Here is an 18985-nt window from a genome sequence, read left to right as displayed (position 1 = left end):
TAGTTCTGATCAGGATTCAATCGCCCAGTACCTTGCGAATCGCCCGAGCAAAGCCAACTTCGAACAGCGTCCGCCCGCGTTCATTGATAATTTCGCCGTGACTGCCTTCCCGTAGACCGCACTTTTCTAAGTACTCGGGTGATACCGCCTTAAGCAAGGCTTCATGCTCTGATGCCGTCAGTTGCGCGGCAAGGGCGAGCACCGCCATCGGCTGCACTCCAGGAGCAGCCGCAATGTTTACACCCAGTGGACGCCGATCTACAGTCACTTGCGTGTTGGCCTTCAGGACGTTGAGTTGTGCCTTGAGCTTGTCTCGCTCGGCAATGATGGCTTGCATGATGGAACGGATGGCTGGATCTTCAATGCGCATCAGATATTCATGACTCGCCAGCATCTTTGCCTGCTTTGGTCTAGGCGGCCCAGCGTAAGTTGCCCAAGCCTCAATGAGCACTCGATAATCAGCGGATTGAGCGTTATAAAGCGCCCGCCCCTTCATGATGCCATCCGCCTCCACCAGGCGACCAATAGCAGGCAATGAAAAGTCTCGAGAGTTACCCTCATGCTGTTTGCGGCAAAGGTCGTGCACCTTCGTAAGGTTGGCACGCCGGTTTGAGCGTCCGCCTTTGGCGAGCAACGCCTCCAAGATAGCATCCGGATGGATGTCCGTATTGCCGTTCATGTTTCATCTCCTCCTTGCACTTGATGCCTGGCGAAAGAATCCCGGATGCCGTTTGCCGTCGGTAGCAGGGTAGTCAGGTCCACGTCGAAGCGATGACTGAGGCTCACCCCTGAGTCAATCAAATGAATCACTTGCCGTTGGCCGAGTACGGGATTCTCTGGGTTCATTTTCTGAGCAAGGTGACGCATGAACATATTGCCGGCGAGCAATTGCTCCTGTTCTGTCAAGAGCATAAACACAGGAGGTTGTCCCTCACGATAAAGAACTGCATCGAGCAACTGGCTACGGCGGAAGACTGCCCTACCCGGTTCTAGGTCTGGATAGACCTCAACGCTTTCACATACACCTGCTAGCTGGAGTAACTCCGACTCTGACTCTTCGAATACAATATTCACATCAGCTACCGTGCCAGCAGCAACCAGTTGCGTACCATCGCCTATAGGGGCGTCAAGAGTAGCCTTACAGCGCTCAATGAGACGCCAGCAGGCGACTAAGTCCTCGGCAAGGTCGCTGAAGCATTTCATGCTTTTCTCCCACACTCGCTCTGACTGCCGATATGCGTCGATCCGCACAAATGGTCGGTTTTCTTCCTCTGCGTCGGCTCTCTGTTTTTTCAAGTCATGCAACTTTTTCTCGTTGGCTATGCAAGCGTTACGCGCCTCGTCAAAGTGATAGGCCAATGTATTGAAATGGGAAGCCAGTGCAGGTAGGTGGTGTGGCTCAGTAACGAACCAGCGACAACGAACGCAATTTCTACTACCACCCGGCACGGGTCCATGCACTTTCAAACTCGGTGACCCTGTTAACGGCCCACCGTTGTAGCACCCGCCAACCGAGCCATTATCTTCAATTTCGCTAGTGTTGCCGCCGACCAAGCAAAGCCCGTGGTGCATCGGCATCCACCCAACTGCATTCCTAGCTGCGGGATGCTGAGGTATAGCTGCAGCAATACCAGACACGTTGTTGCAGATGGCTTTTTCTAAGAGCTCGGCATATTCGGTATCCAGAAGGAAGCTTTGAATGCTTGCTTCCTTGTGTGCTTCAAGTCGCTCTACAGCCTTTAACAACGTGTCGCTGATATAGGAAGCACCTGGTTTAGTGTAATACAGTGTCATCAGCAGGCGGCTATGACCTACGAGCTTTTGAAGAATAGGAAACGGCACCATCCCCTCTAATGCAAGCGCGGTGATGAGAGAGACTCGCAAACTATGCAGAGGAAAAAGAGTTTTTTTCGAGGATGTCTTTCTTTCCTCCAAAGGAGGAAGAAATTTTATTGACTGCCCATTGGAGTGGGTCTCCCTGCGCTCATTAAGCCGTAGCTCGAGTGCGTCAAGCAGGTTGAACCAAGGTTTATCTAATGAGTCTTGAGTTAACGGAAGATGACGCTCGCTCGGTCGCGCCTCCGCCAGACGGAACAGAAAGCAAGCATCGGAATATCCGGCTAGTTGCAGCTTGCTCTTGGCTTTGATGTGACGACTATCTAGCTTTGCCCAAGATGTACGCTGCGAAATTGGGTTGTACTTTTCTTGCCAGTTGCGGAGCTTTTCAAGCCAGTAGAACACGTCCTGATGCACCGGGCCACCGAGCGCCCACGGAAGTAAGTAGCCTTTTTGGGAACTTTGCTTGGCTTTATCAGCAGTTTTGTTAGTGTTGACATAGAGCACGACCGAAGCCCCTTCGCCATCAGCGAGTGGGGTGCCTTGACGAAATACACCCTGTTGAAGAGGTCTGCGTTCGCTGCCCTGCGCAAGTCGGCCTCTATTCAGTTCCCAAGTTTCTGCCGCATAGCGCCAAGTGTCAGCTTCGCCTGAGTCCAGCATGCGTACCTGTAAGGTACGGAGTGGCAAGATAAGTTTTACTAACAGCGCCACCCAACGAACCGGGCTCCACATCTCTAAACGTATCTTGTCGTTTACCGATCGCTCACGCCATACGCAATCTGGGTCGCTCCGATCAATTTGCTCCGCTACCACTTCGAACCAAGCAGGCCCACCGGGCCCGCACAGACCAACTTCACCAAGGCCCCCCTGGGCCCAATGCCAGTCACGAAAATCCGGCCCTGCAGCAAGTATTTGCCGCAGCTCCTCGATGTAGCCATAGGGCAACGGTGAGTACACGCTTTCGTCGCGCTTGGGTAGGCCAGAAGCCGAGCGACGTGGCACTGGATTATGGAACGCTGGGGAGACTATTGGCTGACCGTTGTCTCCTAGTTCACTGAAGTCACGGAGCAGAACGAAACTTAGAAATGCATGGATGCAGTTGTTGTACCTGACTCCTTTTGCCGAGTCCGGGCACGCCACCCGGTAAAAGTCAGGTAAAACTGAGTCTCGCGCTAGAATCACCGCCGGATCAAGTGGGAGGTTTTGATGAATGAGAAAACGCTCTAAGAAGGCCACCAATCCAAACAGTTTTTCGCTGACGCCTGTCATCTCGCCTTCTAACCAGTCCACAGCCAAGTTGCGCCAGACGGCTAGTTGCGGATAGTCACGCTCGACCCAGCCAAGTGTGATGTCCGTTTCACGTGTAACTCCGGCTACCCTTGAGGGGGGTACAGTGATGGGATTGAGTACAGTCTTTTTTCTGTCAGCCATCAGCCCCCCTTCGTTCTTTGATTTCAATAATGGAAAACAATTAGCTAGACACGGAGAATGTCCCGGTGTGCTTTTCTCGCAGCAACTGCGCTGCTGTTTCTAGTGCTGCTAGAGCCTCACGGGTATTCGCCTGCGTATAAACCTCCTGGCTTTCCAGCGAGGCGTGATGCATGAAGCGACGGATGAGCGTTTTGTCGATTCCAGCGTTGCGCAGCCGGCGGCCATACGCGTGACGGTGGCCGTGCGGCGTAGTTCCCAGTGCTTTACCGACTGTGAGACCAATGCGCTCGGAGGCAGCGGCATGTGCCTTGTTGTACTGGGTTAGCGTGTACATCGCACCGACGGGCTCGCGACTAAGGTTTATGAAGGCGAAAGGGTGGTCGCGTTCAACGTTCGCCACCTGCTCCAGATAGCGATACCAAAGGCTCAGGAACCACTCGCCATACTCAGGCAAGAACCAAAATGCCTGCTTGTAGTAGGGGCCATCGTGCAGTCCGCCTTTCCAGCCCGCGTGACGGTGGTTCATCAGGTCAGTACGGGGCGCGAGGCTGAACTGGTGGACGAGGTATTCCGCTCGATTACCTTTACGTGATCGTCCTTGCTCATCGCGCCAATCCTCAGGTGCCGAACCGTACGACGGATGGTGAATGAGGACCGCCGCTTTACTCTTGTTGACAGGGTCAGGTATCACGTCAGGAATGTAGAGATGAAAAGGCTCCGACTCGCGAAAGCCCGCGCCGTGCAGCAACAATGTGATGAGCATCCCGCGATAGTCGTAACGTCCGCCAACGCAGAACCCCTTGTACAGCAGCTCCTCAAAGCGCTCCTCCGGGAAACTTGGCGGCTCAGGTTTCTCCACCTTGGGCAGGCGTCGGCCTCGCACCCGGTGTCCGGTCTGTATGGGGGATGCGTTTGCCGCCCAAGTGTGGCCAAGAAAGGCCTTACTGCGTCGGTACTGGTAAGCTGCCTCTTCAGTCTGTCGGTCGAAGGCGCCACCAGCGTACCGTGGGTTCACCTTTGCAGCTTCGGGGCGCATCTCGCTAAGCCATTCGAAGAAGTCAGTCAGGTGGGTGACGATGTGCGAAGCATCTTGGGGAGATCTCGGAGCCCAGCATAATTCGGTCGGGTCGAGGCCTGTATCGCGGTTGAATGTTCCGGTGTAGAGGCGTTGAGCGAAATTCTGAAAGAGTCGAAAGATGTCGCATTCTTCAGGATTGATTTGTAGATACTCAAGGAACATCCGAACCGAGCGAGCAACCTTCGTCATCCACGTCAGGCTGCGGTCGTGGCTGCGGAAAAGGTAGTAGTCGAGCAACGGCTCCAACACACCACTGGGCGTCAGAAGCACTGGAAGCTCAGTGTAGACACCTGTGGCATCTGTATAGACGCGAGCCCTGACTGTCACAAACATGAGCTCGCCCCCTATCTGTGCTTTGGTTTGCTATCCACTTTCCTATGGCGCATATGGATTACATAGAACTGAATGGCGTCTACATACCATGCTAGATCACGGTATGGCTTTCACGTTCACGGAGCAAAAAAATACCCCTCGGAAAGGGGTATTGATGTAGAAAAATGCTGAAAAGTCCCCAGCTATGTATCCCCAATTGGGGGGAATAAACTGGTTGCCGGGGCTTCTTTATCGGGTCAGGGAAAATACCGGTGGGAGCCAATCCCACCAGTTGGTTACTCGGCATCCAGGTGCAGTGGCGTGATCACCCGGCCATCCGCTTCGGCCTGGCCGAGGCTGGCATCGATGAAGTACACCCGATCGTCCTCCAGCTTGGCCTTGTCCACCAGGTAGTCCTTGATACTGCTGGCTCGGGCCTGACCCAGCTGGCGCAGCAGCAGAGCGCTTTCACCCCAGGACTTGAGCACCGCATTGCGCAGCTGCGTGGTGCGCTGCTCGCGGTCCAGCTGTTCCCATTCGGCGGGTGGCTGCTGTTTCATCCGTGCACGGTAAATGCCTTCGAGCATCGCTGGTTTGTCACCATCGGGGACCTTGAGCTCCGAAGCCTGGGCCGGCACCTTGTCGCCGCGCCGCTGGAGGATCTTGTAGTAGGTGCTCTGGTATTCACGCTCCAGACGCTGCTGGGCAATCAACGGCCCGTCGCTGCTCTGGGCGCTGGTGCCTTCGATCTCCAGGCGCAGGGCAGGGCGTTCCTTGAGCGCCGCGGCAAGTTTGTCGAGGGCGCTTTGCGCATCGGGAGCCAGGTCACTGGAACCGGCGGCGAAGGCGACGCTGCCCAGGTCCTGGGCGTCGCCGCCGCTGATCAGGCCACCGATGAACTTGAATGGCGCCTGGGCGGCGCGCAGCACCAGGTTGCGCAAGGTCTGCCAGACAATCGGCATGACACTGAATTGTGGATCGTTCAGATCACCGGTCACCGGCAGTTCGATGGAGATTTTACCTTCGGTGTCCTTGAGCAAGGCCACGGCCAGGCGAATCGGCAGATCCACCGCGTCCGGGCTGTCGACCTTCTCGCCCAGCTGCAGCTGCTCGACCACCACCTTGTTTTCGGCTTTGAGCCTGCCGTTGGTGATGATGTAGTGCAGGTCGATGTTCAACCGGCCCTTGCGGATACGGAAGCCGGCAAATTTACCCGAGTAAGGCGTCAGGGTGGTCAGCTCGACGCGTTTGAAGCTGGTGGCGATATCCAGGCTGGCCATCGGGTCGAAGGGGTTCAGCGCGCCTTTGATGGTCACCGGGGCATAGCGATCAACCTTGCCCTTGATATCGACCTTGGCCGGCTTCGGTTGGCGGTTGTCGATGGTGCCGATCTGTCCGTTGAGCTGCTGGATGGCGGTGGCGAAGTTGGGGGTCAGACTGAAGTCGGCAAAGTTTGCCGAGCCATCGTTGATATCGATTGCACCAATGCGGATGCCTAGCGGCTTGTCGCTGCTGGCTGCTGACTTGGTTTTTGTCTGGGCGCTGGATTGCGCGGTTGCTGGTTGCGGGATCAGCAGGTCATCGACGCTGGTGGTGCGGTCTTCGTTGATCATGAAGCGCGCGTAAGGCTGCTTCAGACTGACCTTTCCAATGCTCAACGCGTCACCGTGGCGGTAGGACAGCCCGTCGAGGTTGAGTTGCTGCCATTTGACGAAATCGCGGTCCTTGATGGTATCCAGAGTATGCAGCTGGTTGACCTGCGCCTTGCCGTCAATGCTGAAGGCCAGCGGGTCAACGTTGCTGAGGTTGACGTTGAGATCACTGCCGAGCATGCCGCTGCGCAGTTCCAGGCGGATGTACGGGGTGATGTAGGCCTGGGCGATACGCAGGTCAATGTCCTGGGTGCTGACCTTGAGCTTGGCGGTTACGGGTGCCAGGTTGACCTCACCGGCCGCCTGCAACTTGCCTGACTTGCCCACGCCGGTATCGAGCTTGAGGGTGAAAGGCGACTGATTGAGGCTGTCGAAGTTCTGCAGGTCGAGGTTCAACGGGGCCACGTCCAGCGCCACCGGCTGCTTTTGCGAGCGGTCGGCGAGGTGGACCTGATAGTTACGCAGTTGCACATCCTTGAGCAGTACCTGCCAGGGCTTGCCTGGTTCGGCAGCGGTCGCTTGCGCCTGGGTATCAGGTTCGGCTGCGGCAGGTTCGGCTTTCTCCTTCGGCGTGGCCTTGGCCGGCTGGCTGGCGAACAACTTTTGCCAGTCGAGTTGGCCATCGGCCTCCAGCGCGGCCCAGGTTTCCAGCTTTTCGCTGCGGATCTTGCCTACGGTTACCAATTGTTTGGCAAGGTCGACAGAGGTTTCACTGATATCCAGGCGTGCCAGGCGAGCCAGTGGGCGACCATCCGGTGCCTTGATGGCAAAGGGCGCGATGCTCACCGAAGTGTTGTCGAGCAGCAGCTCGGTTTCCTTCGACAGGTTCAGCTTGTAGTGGGTGTCGAGACTGATGACACCTTCTTCCAGGACCAGCGGCACGGCATCGCGGACATAGGGCCAGAAGCCTTTCATCTTGCCTTCGGTGACTTTCAGCGTGCCTTCGGAAGCGATGGGCACAAGGCTGATGGTCCCGCTCCAGTCTATGCGCCCGCCATGTGGTCCGATGGCTACCAAGGTCATGTCGGAGCTGTCTTCAGGCAGGGTACTGAGGTTTTTCAACTCAAGATTCATCGAGTCGTAGAGGAACTCGATAGGCTCGCTGGGACGCAGATCCTCGAAGTGCAGATAGCCTTCGATGAGCTTGATGCTGCCGATGCGCACCGGGAAAGGGTCGCTCGGCGGCGCTTCGGGTTTAGTTTCACTGGGCGGCAGTTTGAACAGCTGGGCCAGGTTCAGGCTGCCGTCTTTGGCGAACAGCAATTCGGTGCGCGGCTTTTCCAGTTCGATGCCTGCCAGGTGCAGGGCGCCGGTCCACAGACTGTCGAGTTCAAGGTTGGCATACAGGCGTTCAAAGCCGACCTGCTCTTTGCCCGGCTCGCCAATTTGCAGGCCCCAGAGGGTCAGCTCAAGGCTGAAGGGGTTGAGCTCGATACGCTGCAAGTGCGCAGGCACCGTGGCGTAGTTGGTCAATTGCTGGTTGGCGATACGCAGGGCAACCCCTGGGAGAATCAGAAAGCCAAGCAGGCTGTACAGGGCCAAAGCGGCCAACATGGCGCCGAGGGCGCGTTTCAATCCTTTGGGCATGTGCGGCGTCGTCTGTCTGGAACGGAAGTGCTTGGAGTATGGCACGTAAAAACGGTTCCGAAGATAGCTCGGAAATTCCCGGTTCTTTGTTTTAAAGCTGAAGAATCAAGGTCTTCAGCGGTGGTTGCTGGTCCTGCGACGGAAAGTCGCTGGCCGGTGTGAGCACCTGGCAGTCGCGTACCGGGCGCCCGGCTTTTTCGGCGCAGCGCAGCACTTGTTCGCGCCAGTCGTCGAGACTGACCTTGGCCAGGTTGTTACAGCAGATCAGTACGCCGTCCTCGGCGGTGCTGAGCAGGGCCGGCTTGAGCAGGCTCTGGTAGTCGCGCAACAGATCGACGGTGCCGAAGGCGCTCTTGGCCCAGGCCGGCGGGTCGAGAAATACCAGATCGAACTGGCGTTGCTCCAGGCGTGGGTACGGCGGCAGTTTGTGACCGCGGCGCTGGCTGATGGGCAAGCCGGCGAACTGGCGGATCGCCGGGAAGTAATCGGACTGGATGAACCCCATCGGTGCCAGCTCCGGGTTGAGCGCAGCGTTCTCCTTGCCCACCGCCAGGTTGCCTTCAGCGAAGTCCAGATTGCACACCTCACGGGCACCGCCCGCGGCAGCGCTGAGGCCGACACCGCAGGTATAGGCAAACAGGTTCAGCACACGCTTGCCGGCACTGTGTTGCTTGACCCAGCCGCGGGCATTGCGCAGGTCGAGGAACAGCAGCGGGTCTTGCCCGGCGTGACGGCCACGGACACGGTAGTTCAGCCCCCATTCATGACCGACATGGTCGGCCAGGGCCGTTTCGCTGGCCTGGTACACCGGGTCACGGCGGTCGATGCGGCTGTTGCCCTGGGAGCGGTCGTTGTAGACCAGCAGCAGTTCAAGGCCAAGCTGCGCTTGAATCATGGCGTGCAGTTCAAGCAAGGCGCTGCGCTCAAGCGTCTGGTGAAAACTCTGCACCAGCAGTTGCGGGCCATAACGGTCAACGGTCAGGCCGCTGGCGCCTTCCTGGCTGCCATGGAACAGGCGATAGCAGTCGGTGCCCTGGGCATGCAGTTCGGCGATTAGGCCCTGGCGGGCGTCGAGGGCGGCGCGCAGCGCCTGATTCAAGAGGGACATGCACGTGGCCTTGGTTTGCGGACGTGCAGTTTATCAGGTCAAGCCAGGGGAGGGGCCGTTGCAGCCCCTCCCGCAGCTATCAGCGTTCGATCGCCAGGGCAACGCCCTGACCGCCGCCGATGCACAGGGTGGCCAAGCCTTTGCTGACATCACGCTTGATCATTTCGTGCAGCAGGGTCACCAGCACCCGGCAACCCGAGGCGCCGATCGGGTGGCCCAGGGCAATGGCGCCGCCGTTGACGTTGACCTTGCTGGCATCCCAGCCCAGCTCCTTGCCCACAGACAGGGCCTGGGCGGCGAAGGCTTCGTTGGCTTCGATCAGGTCCAGGTCGGCCAGATCCCAGCCGGTTTTTTCCAGGCAGCGGCGGGTGGCGCTGACCGGGCCGATGCCCATGATCGCAGGGTCGACACCGGCGTTGGCGTAGGCTTTGATTCGCGCCAGGATGGGCAACCCCAGCTGCTGGGCCTTGGCTGCACTCATCAGCATCACGGCAGCGGCACCGTCGTTGAGCGACGAGGCGTTACCGGCAGTGACGGTGCCGTCTTTCTTGAAGGCCGGTTTGAGCTTGCCCAGCGACTCGGCGGTAGTGCCGGCACGCGGTTGTTCGTCAGTGGCGAAGGCAATTGGATCACCCTTGCGCTGCGGGATCAGGATCGGGGTGATTTCGTCGACGAAGCGTCGGGCTTCGATGGCGGCGGCGGCTTTTTGCTGGGAGGCGGCGGCGAAGGCATCCTGGTCTTCACGGCTGATGCCGTATTTTTCCACCAGGTTCTCGGCGGTGATGCCCATGTGGTAGTCGTTAAAGGCATCCCACAGGCCGTCGCTGATCATGCTGTCGATCAGCGCGCTGTGGCCCATGCGCAAACCGGTACGGGCGCCCGGCATGACATAGTTGGCCAGGCTCATGTTTTCCTGACCGCCGGCGATGATCACCTCGGCGTCGCCGCAGCGGATGGCCTGGGTTGCCAGGTGCAGGGCCTTGAGGCCGGAGCCGCAGACTTTGTTCAGGGTCATTGCCGGTACTGCGTGGGGCAGGCCCGCCTTGATGGCGGCCTGACGTGCAGGGTTCTGTCCGGCACCAGCGGTCAGCACCTGGCCGAGGATCACTTCGTCGACCAGCTCGGCATCGATGCCGGTCAGAGTCAGCAGTTGGCGAATCACCGCGGCGCCGAGGTCGACGGCGGGAATAGCGGCCAGCGCTCCCTGGTAGCTACCGACAGCGGTCCGGGTGGCGGCAACGATAACAACATCTTGCATGGCGCGGGTCCTCACTCTTATTCGATTTGGCGTCAGAACAGCACGGGCCCCGGTAGGGCCTTTGATCGACCGCCATGGTGGCATAGATGCTTCGGGTATCGCCAATGGCGAACCGCCCGGTCGTGTTCAGTGGATGCCCATACGCCGCCGTGCGCGATGTGCCGAGCCGTCTCGCATGGCCCAGCGCAGCACCGGGGCCGTGCTGTTGATACCCAGGCGAATCAAACGCCGCTGCAATGGATGCTGTTGCAGCTCCAGCATGTCGCGGGCCCATTCCGGCAGCAGATCGATACCAGCGCGCAGCATCAGGTTGCCTACCGGCTTGGCCAGACGGCTGGGCGCAGGCGCATCGAGCAGTACCTGCACTACTTCCTGGCTGCGTTCGTCTGCATACAGCTGTGGACGCATGGCCTGCAGGTAGTCGCTTACCTGTTGGCGAGAGCGTGGTACATCCCGGGCCCCCAGGCGTTCGGCGATCAGGGCGATTTCGGCGTAGTAGGCGTCCTGCTCGGCGAGGGGCAGATGCGGATTGCGGTAACGCAGGTGGGCGGCAAGAAAGCTGCTGACCTCGGCCACATGCACCCAGGTCAACAAGTCGGGATCGCTGGCGGCATAAGGGCGACCGTCAGCGCTGGTGCCGACCACCTGCAGGTGAATGGTACGGACTTTTTCGATCAGCCAGTTGGCATCGCCGGTGGCGCCGAAGGTGGTGCCGGAGATGAACTGGCTGGTGCGCCGCAGGCGCCCGAGCAGGTCCTGGCGAAAGTTGGAGTGATCCCAGACGCCGGACAGTGCCAGCGGGTGCAAGAGTTGCAGGAGCAAGGCGCCGATACCGCCGATCAGCATGCTCGGGAAGTCGCCATGCACTCGCCAGGTGATGCTGTCCGGGCCGAACAGGCCGGGGTCACCTTTGGGGTTTTCCAGGTCAAGTTGCCCCAGGGACAAGCCGGTCAGGCTCATCACCTGGGTTTCGATGCGGCGGCGAATCGCTTCCATGGTTACCTTGCGTGCGAGGCAGCCAGGAGGTGCTGCCGGTTATGTGTTCAAACGTTTGTCGATCAGGCCCTGGACCACGCTGGGGTCGGCCAGGGTCGAGGTGTCACCCAGGTTGTCCAGTTCGTTGCAGGCGATCTTGCGCAGGATGCGGCGCATGATCTTGCCTGAGCGGGTCTTGGGCAGCGCTGGCGCCCACTGGATCAGTTCCGGCTTGGCGAAGCTGCCGATTTCCTTGCTGACCAGCGCCAGCAGTTGCTGCTTGAGCGTGTCGTCCGGGTTGACCCCGTTCATGGGCGTGACAAAGGCATAGATGCCTTGCCCCTTGAGATCGTGAGGGTACCCGACTACGGCGGCCTCGGCGATGCTGTCGTGCAATACCAGCGCACTTTCGATTTCGGCTGTGCCGATACGGTGCCCGGAAACGTTGATCACATCGTCGATACGCCCGGTTATCCACAGGTCGCCGTCGGCGTCGCGGCGGGCGCCGTCGCCAGTGAAGTAGTAACCGGGCAGCGGCTTGAAGTAGGTGTCGATCATCCGTTGCGGGTCGCCATACACGCTGCGGATCTGTCCGGGCCAGCTGGCCTTGATTGCCAGCATGCCGCTGCCCGGGCCTTCGATGAGCTTGCCCTGGTCATCGAGCAGCACCGGCTGTACGCCGAACATTGGTTGGGTGGCGCAGCCAGGCTTTATCCGCCGGGTGCTTACCAATGGGCTGATCATGATGCCGCCGGTTTCGGTCTGCCACCAGGTGTCGACGATGGGGCAGCGTTTCTCGCCTACGGCCTCGAAGTACCATTCCCAGGCCTCCGGATTGATCGGCTCGCCCACGCTGCCGAGCAGGCGCAGGCTTTTGCGTGAGGTGTTCTGCAGCGGGCCTGTACCTTCACGCATCAAGGCGCGCAGGGCGGTGGGGGCGGTGTAGAAGATGTTCACCTGGTGCTTGTCGATTACCTGCCAGAAGCGCGAGGCGTCGGGGTAGTTAGGCACGCCTTCGAACATCAGGGTGATCGCGCCGTTGGCCAGTGGTCCATAGACGATGTAGCTGTGGCCTGTGACCCAGCCGACATCGGCGGTGCACCAGAACACCTCGCCATCGCGGTAATCGAACACGGTCCTGAAGGTCAGGGTGGCCTGCAGCAAATAGCCGGCAGTGGTGTGCAGCACGCCTTTGGGTTTGCCGGTGCTGCCGGAGGTATAGAGAATGAACAGCGGATCTTCGGCGTCCATCGGCTCGGGTGGGCAGTTATCGCTGACCTGCTTGATTGCGTCGTGGTACCAGAGATCGCGACCTTCATTCCAGTCGATCTTGCCACCGGTGCGCTTGATCACCACCACGCTGCTGACTGCCGGGCAACTGAGCAAGGCCTTGTCGACGTTGTTCTTCAGCGGCACGGTCTTGCCACCGCGAATGCCTTCATCGGCGGTAATCACGGTGCGGCAATCGGCGTCGAGGATGCGATCACGCAGGGCGTCGGGCGAGAAACCACCGAACACCACCGAGTGAATTGCCCCGATGCGGCTGCAAGCGAGCATGGCGTAGGCAGCCTCGGGGACCATGGGCATATAGATGCACACCCGATCACCTTTTTTCACTCCGCGTTGCTTGAGGACATTGGCCAGACGGCAGACCTGCTGGTGCAGTTCACGGTAGGTGATGACGCTGGAGTCGGCGGGGTTGTCGCCTTCACGGACAATCGCCGGCTGGTCGCCCCGAGTGGCCAGGTGACGGTCGATACAGTTGTAGCTGACGTTGAGTTGGGCGTCCTTGAACCAGATGGCCTGGCCGGTCTTCATGTCGCTCTGCTGAATGCTGCTCCAGGGTTTGATCCAGTCCAGGGCCTTGGCCTGTTCGGCCCAGAAAGCATCGGGGTCTTCAATGGACTGGCGGTACAGGCGCTGATAATCGGCCTGGCTCAGACGCGCCGCTTTGCTGACGGCATCGGCTTGGGGAAAGTCGCTGATATCGAACATGGCGGGGTCCTGTCCTGATTGTTTTTGTCAGGACAGTGTAGCCGCTACCCCTGGCGGTGTTCGTTCAGCCAGGGGTAGCGCAGGCGATCAACCGCGGTGACGGCTGCGGAAGAAGTTGATCAGGCCTTGGGTCGACGCGTCTTCGGCAGCCTCTTCGATACCACCGGTCAGACGCTGATAGACGCCCTTGCCGAGCTCTTTGCCCAGCTCCACGCCCCACTGGTCAAAGGCGTTGATGCCCCAGATCACGCTCTGCACGAACACCTTGTGCTCGTACATCGCCACCAGCGCGCCAAGACGGCGTGGGCTGATGCGCTCGACCACCAGGGTGTTGCTCGGACGGTTGCCCGGGATCACCTTGTGTGGCGCCAGCTTCTGGATATCGGCCTCGCTCATGCCCTTGTCGCGCAGCTCGGTTTCGGCTTCGCTACGGGTTTTGCCGAGCATCAGCGCCTGGCTCTGCGACAGGCAGTTGGCGTACAGCCATTGATGGTGGTCGGCAACCGGGTTGAAGCTGACCACCGGGACGATGAAGTCCGCCGGGATCAGTTGCGTGCCCTGGTGCAGCAACTGGTGGTAGGCATGTTGACCGTTGCAACCGACGCCACCCCAGATCACCGGACCGGTGTCGTGGTTGACCGGTGTGCCGTCCTGGCGAACGCTCTTGCCGTTGGATTCCATGTCCAGCTGCTGCAGGTGCTTGGTGATGTTTCGCAGGTAGTGATCGTACGGCAGGATCGCATGGCTCTGCGCACCCCAGAAGTTACCGTACCAGACACCCAGCAGGGCCAGCAGCACCGGCATGTTCTGCTCGAACGGCGCGTTCTGGAAATGCTGGTCCATGGTGTAGGCGCCGGACAGCAGTTCTTTGAAGTTGGCGGTACCGATGGCCAGGGCAATCGGCAGACCAATGGCCGACCACAGCGAGTAACGACCACCGACCCAGTCCCACATCGGGAAGATGTTTTCTTCGCGGATGCCGAAGGCCACCGCGGCGGCCTTGTTGCTCGACACGGCGATGAAGTGTTTGTACAACTCGGCTTCCGAGCCACCCTGGGCCAGGTACCAGGCGCGAGCGGCCTGGGCGTTCTTCAGGGTTTCCAGGGTGTTGAAGGATTTCGAGGAAACGATGAACAGGGTGGTTTCAGCGCGCAGCTTGGCCGACAGCTCATGGAACTCGCTGCCGTCGATATTGGCCAGGTAATGGCAGCGTACACCGCGCTGGGCGTAGGGCAGCAATGCCTCGGAAACCAGCTCGGGGCCGAGGAACGAACCACCGATACCAATGTTGACCACGTCGGTGATCGGCTTCTCGCTGTAGCCGCGCCACAGCCCGTCATGGATGCGGCCAACCAGCTCAGTGACCTGGTTAAGGACCTTGTGCACCTCGGGCATTACGTTGACGCCGTTGACACTCAATTTGTCGCCTACTGGTCGGCGCAGTGCGGTGTGCAGGGCGGGGCGGCCTTCGGAAGCGTTGAGAATTTCGCCGGCGAACAGTGCCTTGATTGCCTCTTGCAGACCAACTTCATTGGCCAGATTGACCAGCATGTCGCGAGTCTGGCCATTGATCAGATTCTTCGAGTAGTCGAGGAACAGTCCGCAGGTGCTCAGGGAGAACTGGTCGAAGCGCTGCGGCTCGGCAGCGAATGCGTCGCGCATGCTGAAGTCCTGCATGGCTTCGCGGTGCTGCTGGAGCGCCTGCCAGGCGGGCAGGACGGTGACATCGTGAGGGGTGCGGTAATACGCCATCGCTGCAGATTTCCTTATTGCGTGAACTGCCTTGGACACTGAAACCAGCGCCCCGTTTGCAGGCTGATGCCAATTATAGGCATCAGCCCAGGTTACAGGGAGTAGGCTCGGCGGGCGACCTTGTTACTGGCTATCAAGGTTCAGGTGCAGGTTGTCGATCAGGCGGGTGGCGCCGAGGAAGGCGGCGGCGAGGATCACCAGATCGCGGTCTTCGGCGGTTGCCGGGCGCAGGCTCAGGGCCTGGCGGATTTCCAGGTAATCGGGGCGAAAACCTGCGTTTTGCAGCTGTTGCTGACCGTTGGTGATCAACGCTGGATAGTCGCGCTCACCCTGTTCGATGGCGCTGGCCATCTGGCTCAGCAGCCGGTACAGCGCCGGAGCGATGGCGCGCTGTTCTTCGCTCAGATAGCCGTTGCGCGACGACAGCGCCAGGCCGTCCTCGGCACGCACGGTCGGCTCGCCAATGATCTGGATCGGCATGTTCAGGTCACGCACCAAGGCGCGAATAACAGCCAGTTGCTGGAAATCTTTCTGGCCAAACACGGCCAGATCCGGCTGGACCATGTTGAACAGCTTGCTGACCACCGTCGCCACACCTTCGAAATGCCCCGGACGGCTGGCGCCGCACAGGCCTTCGGACAGTTGCGCAACGTTGACGCGGGTCTGGCCGTCCGTTCCGTCGGGATACATCTCCTCGACGCTGGGGGCGAACAGCAGGTGGCAACCGGCCTGGAGCAGTTTCTCCTGGTCGGCGGCCAGCGTGCGCGGGTATTTGTCGAGGTCTTCGCTGGGGCCGAACTGCAGCGGGTTGACGAAGATACTGGCGACGACGAAATCGACGCGCTGGGCGGCCTTGGTCACCAGCGCGGCATGGCCGCTGTGCAGGTTGCCCATGGTCGGTACGAAACCGATGCGTTTGCCTTCACTGCGTGCCCGCGCCACGGCGGCGCGCAGTTCGCGGACGGTCTTGACTGTATTCATGCACTGAACCCGTGTTCGCTGCCTGGGAAACTGACGTCCTTGACGGCTGTTACGTAAGCTTTGAGCGCACCCTGGATATCGCTCTGGCCGAGCATGAAGTTTTTCACGAACTTCGGCACGCGTCCGGTCAGCGACAAGCCGAGCATGTCGTGCAGCACCAATACCTGACCGTCGGTCGCGCTGCCGGCGCCGATACCGATCACTGGAATACTCACCGCCTGGGTGATTTCAGCAGCCAGCTCGCTGGGTACGCATTCGAGCAGCAGCATTGCTGCGCCAGCCTGTTCCAGGGCGATCGCGTCGGCACGCATTTGCCGCGCCTGGTTTTCCTGGCGGCCCTGGACCTTGTAGCCGCCGAGGATGTTGACGGTTTGCGGGGTCAAGCCCATATGCGCGCAGACCGGAACGCCGCGTTCGGCCAGGAGGCGGATGGTTTCCGCGAGCCAGGCAGCGCCCTCGACTTTGACCATGTGCGCACCGGCTTGCATCAGGGCGCCGCTGTTGGCGAAAGCCTGCTCGATGGTGGCACACGCCATGAATGGCAGGTCAGCGAGAATCAATGCGCCTTCATTGCCGCGTTTTACGCAGGCGGTGTGGTAAGCCATTTCGGCGTTGGTCACCGGCAAGGTGCTGTCATGACCCTGCAGGACCATGCCCAGCGAGTCACCGACCAGCAGGATTTCCACGCCGGCACGGCTGGCGGCCTGGGCGAAGGTTGCGTCGTAGCAGGTCAGCATGGCTATTTTCTCACCCTTGGCCTTGAGGCTCTGCAGGGTGGTCAGGGTTACATCTGGCATGAAAAGGAATCCTCATTCAGGCGCTGTGAAAAACGACTGCGTACAACGCGTGTATTCATCTTCTGGAACAGCACATCATCGATCGTGGTGTTTTAATTACGACCTGTTCCAGGCCTATATACGCCTTTTTGCGGCGCGCAGGCGCCACCGGACGCCTATAGTCGTGAGGGTGGGGGCTGAAGTCAATTACCCTGTTACCGCATTGTTACGAATGCACTGTTACGGGCGTTACCCTGTGGGGGAACGCCCGGTTACAGGCGTTCCAGGCCGACGAACGGGCAATCTGCCAGTAACTGTGCAAGGCTGCGCTGGTCGGCCAGCAGGAAGTCGGCCGGGACCAGTTCGGCCAGTGGGTACAGGACGAACGGTCGCGCCTGCATGTGGTAATGCGGGACTTTAAGGCGCGGGATGTCGATCAGCTGATCGCCATACAGCAAGATATCCAGGTCCAGGGTGCGCGGCCCCCAGCGCTCCTTGCGTTCACGGCCCTGGGCGGCTTCGATGGCCTGCAGGCCGTCGAGCAGGTCCAGAGGGGCCAATGCGGTGTCCAGGGCGGCTACGGCATTGGTGTAGCGCGGTTGACCGGGTGACAGCGATTCGCTGCTGTAGAAAGCAGAAACCGCTGCCAGCGTTGTGCCGGGCAGATCGCGCAGCGCGTTGATTGCGCTGCGCAGTTGCTCCTGGGGTTCATCCAGATTACTGCCCAGGCCGATGTACACGCGTTCCATGCTTATTCGCCTGCGCCGCCGTCGGCACGTTTGCGCTTGCTCGGGCTGCGCTTGCGTTTGCGCGGGCCGGCAGCGGCGCCTTCATCGCGACTGCCCAGGTCACGGATCATGTCGCGCCGCTCACTGTCGTTGCAGTCCTGGTAGTCGGTCCACCATTGGCCCAGGCCATCGGTTTCCTCGCCTGCGCTTTCACGCAGCAGCAGGAAGTCGTAACCGGCACGGAAACGCGGGTTGTCGAGCAGCAGGTCGGCACGCTTGCCGCTGCGGCGTGGCAGGCGCTCCTGCATGTCCCAGATCTCGCGGATCGGCAAGGTGAAGCGTTTCGGAATGGCAATGCGCTGGCATTGTTCGCTGATCAGTTCGTGCGCGGCTTCGTTCATCGCCGGAATCGGCGGCATGCCACGGCTTTGCAGGCGCAGGGCGCGACCTGGCAAGGCCGGCCACAGCAGGGCGGCAAACAGGAAGGCCGGGGTTACCGGTTTGCCCTGCTTGATGCGCAGGTCGGTGTTGACCAAGGCCTGGCTGATCAGGGTGTGGGTGTAGGTCGGGTGTTCTTCCAGGGCTTCGGCACTGGCCGGGAACAAGGGATCGAACAGCTGCAGGTCGACCAGCATCTCGAAGGTGTCGGCGGCGTTCCCGGAGAGGAACAGCTTGAGCGTTTCTTCGAACAGGCGGGCGGACGGGATTTCGCGCAGCATCGGCGCCAGATGGCGGATCGGCTGCACCGTGTGCTTCTCGATACCAAAGTTCAGCTTGGCGGCGAAACGCACGGCGCGCAGCATCCGTACCGGGTCTTCCTGGTAACGCTGGGTCGGGTCACCGATCAGGCGGATCAAACGATTGCGGATGTCGTGCACGCCATTGGCGTAGTCGAGGATGCGCTCGCTGACCGGATCGTAGTACAGGGCGTTGATGGTGAAGTCGCGGCGCTGCGCGTCTTCTTCCAGGGTGCCGTAGACGTTGTCACGCAGAATGCGCCCGCTCTCGTTACGCGACGAGGTGTGGCTGTCTTCTGCTTCGCTTTCCGGGTGGTTGGCGCGGAAGGTGGCGACTTCGATGATTTCACGGCCGAAATGGATGTGAACCAGCTTGAAACGGCGGCCGATGATGCGCGCATTGCGAAATTCGGCGCGGACTTGCTCAGGGGTGGCACTGGTGGCGACATCGAAGTCCTTGGGGGTGATCCCCAGGAGTTGGTCGCGCACGCAGCCGCCGACCAGGTAGGCCTGGTAGCCAGCATTTTGCAGGCGCTCAACGATACTCACCGCATGACGACTGAATTGGCCACGTTGCAGCGAGTGTTGACCGCTATTGATCACTTCAGGCGTGGTGCGCTTGTGGTGCGGGCCACGTACGGGAGGACGGAACGACTGGAACAGCTTCTTCAGCATGGGATGCACTGTTTGAAGGAATGTTCGGCCAAAAACGAAGAATGGCCGCATGATGGGCGGGGATTCTAGCATTTACTGGGGGGATGGTGTAGGCGCTAGCG

Annotated in this window: 13 protein-coding genes; all 13 read right to left on the bottom strand. The window is 60.0% G+C overall.

The genetic code is table 11. The features are described 5' to 3' along the window. Positions 1-16 precede the first annotated feature (16 nt). Complete coding sequence (gene gmtX / locus NPS47_RS04765; protein ID WP_274293951.1) at positions 17-679, bottom strand: gamma-mobile-trio protein GmtX; 663 nt, start codon at positions 677-679, stop codon at positions 17-19. Then, complete coding sequence (gene gmtZ / locus NPS47_RS04760; RefSeq protein ID WP_274293950.1) at positions 676-3270, bottom strand: gamma-mobile-trio integrase GmtZ; 2595 nt, start codon at positions 3268-3270, stop codon at positions 676-678. The genes gmtX and gmtZ overlap by 4 nt, the downstream gene beginning before the upstream one ends. 40 nt (positions 3271-3310) lie before the next feature. Beyond that, positions 3311-4681: a gamma-mobile-trio recombinase GmtY gene (gene gmtY, locus NPS47_RS04755; RefSeq protein WP_274293949.1), complete on the bottom strand. Its 1371-nt coding sequence runs from the start codon at positions 4679-4681 to the stop codon at positions 3311-3313. A 275-nt stretch (positions 4682-4956) separates the two neighbouring features. Then, positions 4957-7899: a DUF748 domain-containing protein gene (locus tag NPS47_RS04750; protein ID WP_274293948.1), complete on the bottom strand. Its 2943-nt coding sequence runs from the start codon at positions 7897-7899 to the stop codon at positions 4957-4959. A 91-nt stretch (positions 7900-7990) separates the two neighbouring features. After that, complete coding sequence (locus tag NPS47_RS04745; protein WP_274293947.1) at positions 7991-9007, bottom strand: class I SAM-dependent rRNA methyltransferase; 1017 nt, start codon at positions 9005-9007, stop codon at positions 7991-7993. Between the two features lie 79 nt (positions 9008-9086). Continuing rightward, a complete protein-coding gene (locus NPS47_RS04740; RefSeq protein WP_274293946.1) occupies positions 9087-10265 on the bottom strand; it encodes an acetyl-CoA C-acetyltransferase in 1179 nt (392 codons plus the stop codon). A 126-nt stretch (positions 10266-10391) separates the two neighbouring features. Further along, positions 10392-11261 carry an oxygenase MpaB family protein gene (locus NPS47_RS04735; protein ID WP_274293945.1) on the bottom strand — a complete coding sequence of 290 codons (870 nt, stop codon included), beginning with the start codon at positions 11259-11261 and terminating at the stop codon, positions 10392-10394. Between the two features lie 39 nt (positions 11262-11300). Next, positions 11301-13235 (bottom strand): acetate--CoA ligase, encoded by a 1935-nt coding sequence (gene acs, locus NPS47_RS04730; RefSeq protein ID WP_274293944.1) that lies wholly within the window; start codon positions 13233-13235, stop codon positions 11301-11303. Between the two features lie 87 nt (positions 13236-13322). Further along, entirely contained in the window at positions 13323-14987 is a 1665-nt protein-coding gene (pgi, locus tag NPS47_RS04725; protein ID WP_274293943.1) for a glucose-6-phosphate isomerase, read from the bottom strand. A 123-nt stretch (positions 14988-15110) separates the two neighbouring features. Further along, positions 15111-15968 carry a pantoate--beta-alanine ligase gene (panC, locus tag NPS47_RS04720; protein WP_274293942.1) on the bottom strand — a complete coding sequence of 286 codons (858 nt, stop codon included), beginning with the start codon at positions 15966-15968 and terminating at the stop codon, positions 15111-15113. Then, positions 15965-16765: a 3-methyl-2-oxobutanoate hydroxymethyltransferase gene (gene panB, locus NPS47_RS04715; RefSeq protein ID WP_274293941.1), complete on the bottom strand. Its 801-nt coding sequence runs from the start codon at positions 16763-16765 to the stop codon at positions 15965-15967. The genes panC and panB overlap by 4 nt, the downstream gene beginning before the upstream one ends. A gap of 251 nt (positions 16766-17016) precedes the next feature. Next, positions 17017-17493 carry a 2-amino-4-hydroxy-6-hydroxymethyldihydropteridine diphosphokinase gene (gene folK / locus NPS47_RS04710; protein ID WP_274293940.1) on the bottom strand — a complete coding sequence of 159 codons (477 nt, stop codon included), beginning with the start codon at positions 17491-17493 and terminating at the stop codon, positions 17017-17019. 2 nt (positions 17494-17495) lie between these two features. Beyond that, positions 17496-18884 (bottom strand): polynucleotide adenylyltransferase PcnB, encoded by a 1389-nt coding sequence (locus tag NPS47_RS04705; RefSeq protein WP_274293939.1) that lies wholly within the window; start codon positions 18882-18884, stop codon positions 17496-17498. Positions 18885-18985: the final 101 nt, after the last annotated feature.

It is taken from the genome of Pseudomonas putida, assembly GCF_028682475.1.
Taxonomy (GTDB): Bacteria; Pseudomonadota; Gammaproteobacteria; order Pseudomonadales; family Pseudomonadaceae; genus Aquipseudomonas; species Aquipseudomonas putida_AG.
The sequence above is the reverse complement of the archived record's forward strand: the minus strand, read 5'-3'. Positions and strand labels throughout refer to the sequence as shown.

Coding starts and splice junctions, on each gene's coding strand:
- gmtX (WP_274293951.1), bottom strand. CDS start 679: ATGAACGGCAATACGGACATCCATCCGGATGCTATCTTGGAGGCGTTG.
- gmtZ (WP_274293950.1), bottom strand. CDS start 3,270: ATGGCTGACAGAAAAAAGACTGTACTCAATCCCATCACTGTACCCCCC.
- gmtY (WP_274293949.1), bottom strand. CDS start 4,681: ATGTTTGTGACAGTCAGGGCTCGCGTCTATACAGATGCCACAGGTGTC.
- NPS47_RS04750 (WP_274293948.1), bottom strand. CDS start 7,899: ATGCCCAAAGGATTGAAACGCGCCCTCGGCGCCATGTTGGCCGCTTTG.
- NPS47_RS04745 (WP_274293947.1), bottom strand. CDS start 9,007: ATGTCCCTCTTGAATCAGGCGCTGCGCGCCGCCCTCGACGCCCGCCAG.
- NPS47_RS04740 (WP_274293946.1), bottom strand. CDS start 10,265: ATGCAAGATGTTGTTATCGTTGCCGCCACCCGGACCGCTGTCGGTAGC.
- NPS47_RS04735 (WP_274293945.1), bottom strand. CDS start 11,261: ATGGAAGCGATTCGCCGCCGCATCGAAACCCAGGTGATGAGCCTGACC.
- acs (WP_274293944.1), bottom strand. CDS start 13,235: ATGTTCGATATCAGCGACTTTCCCCAAGCCGATGCCGTCAGCAAAGCG.
- pgi (WP_274293943.1), bottom strand. CDS start 14,987: ATGGCGTATTACCGCACCCCTCACGATGTCACCGTCCTGCCCGCCTGG.
- panC (WP_274293942.1), bottom strand. CDS start 15,968: ATGAATACAGTCAAGACCGTCCGCGAACTGCGCGCCGCCGTGGCGCGG.
- panB (WP_274293941.1), bottom strand. CDS start 16,765: ATGCCAGATGTAACCCTGACCACCCTGCAGAGCCTCAAGGCCAAGGGT.
- folK (WP_274293940.1), bottom strand. CDS start 17,493: ATGGAACGCGTGTACATCGGCCTGGGCAGTAATCTGGATGAACCCCAG.
- NPS47_RS04705 (WP_274293939.1), bottom strand. CDS start 18,884: ATGCTGAAGAAGCTGTTCCAGTCGTTCCGTCCTCCCGTACGTGGCCCG.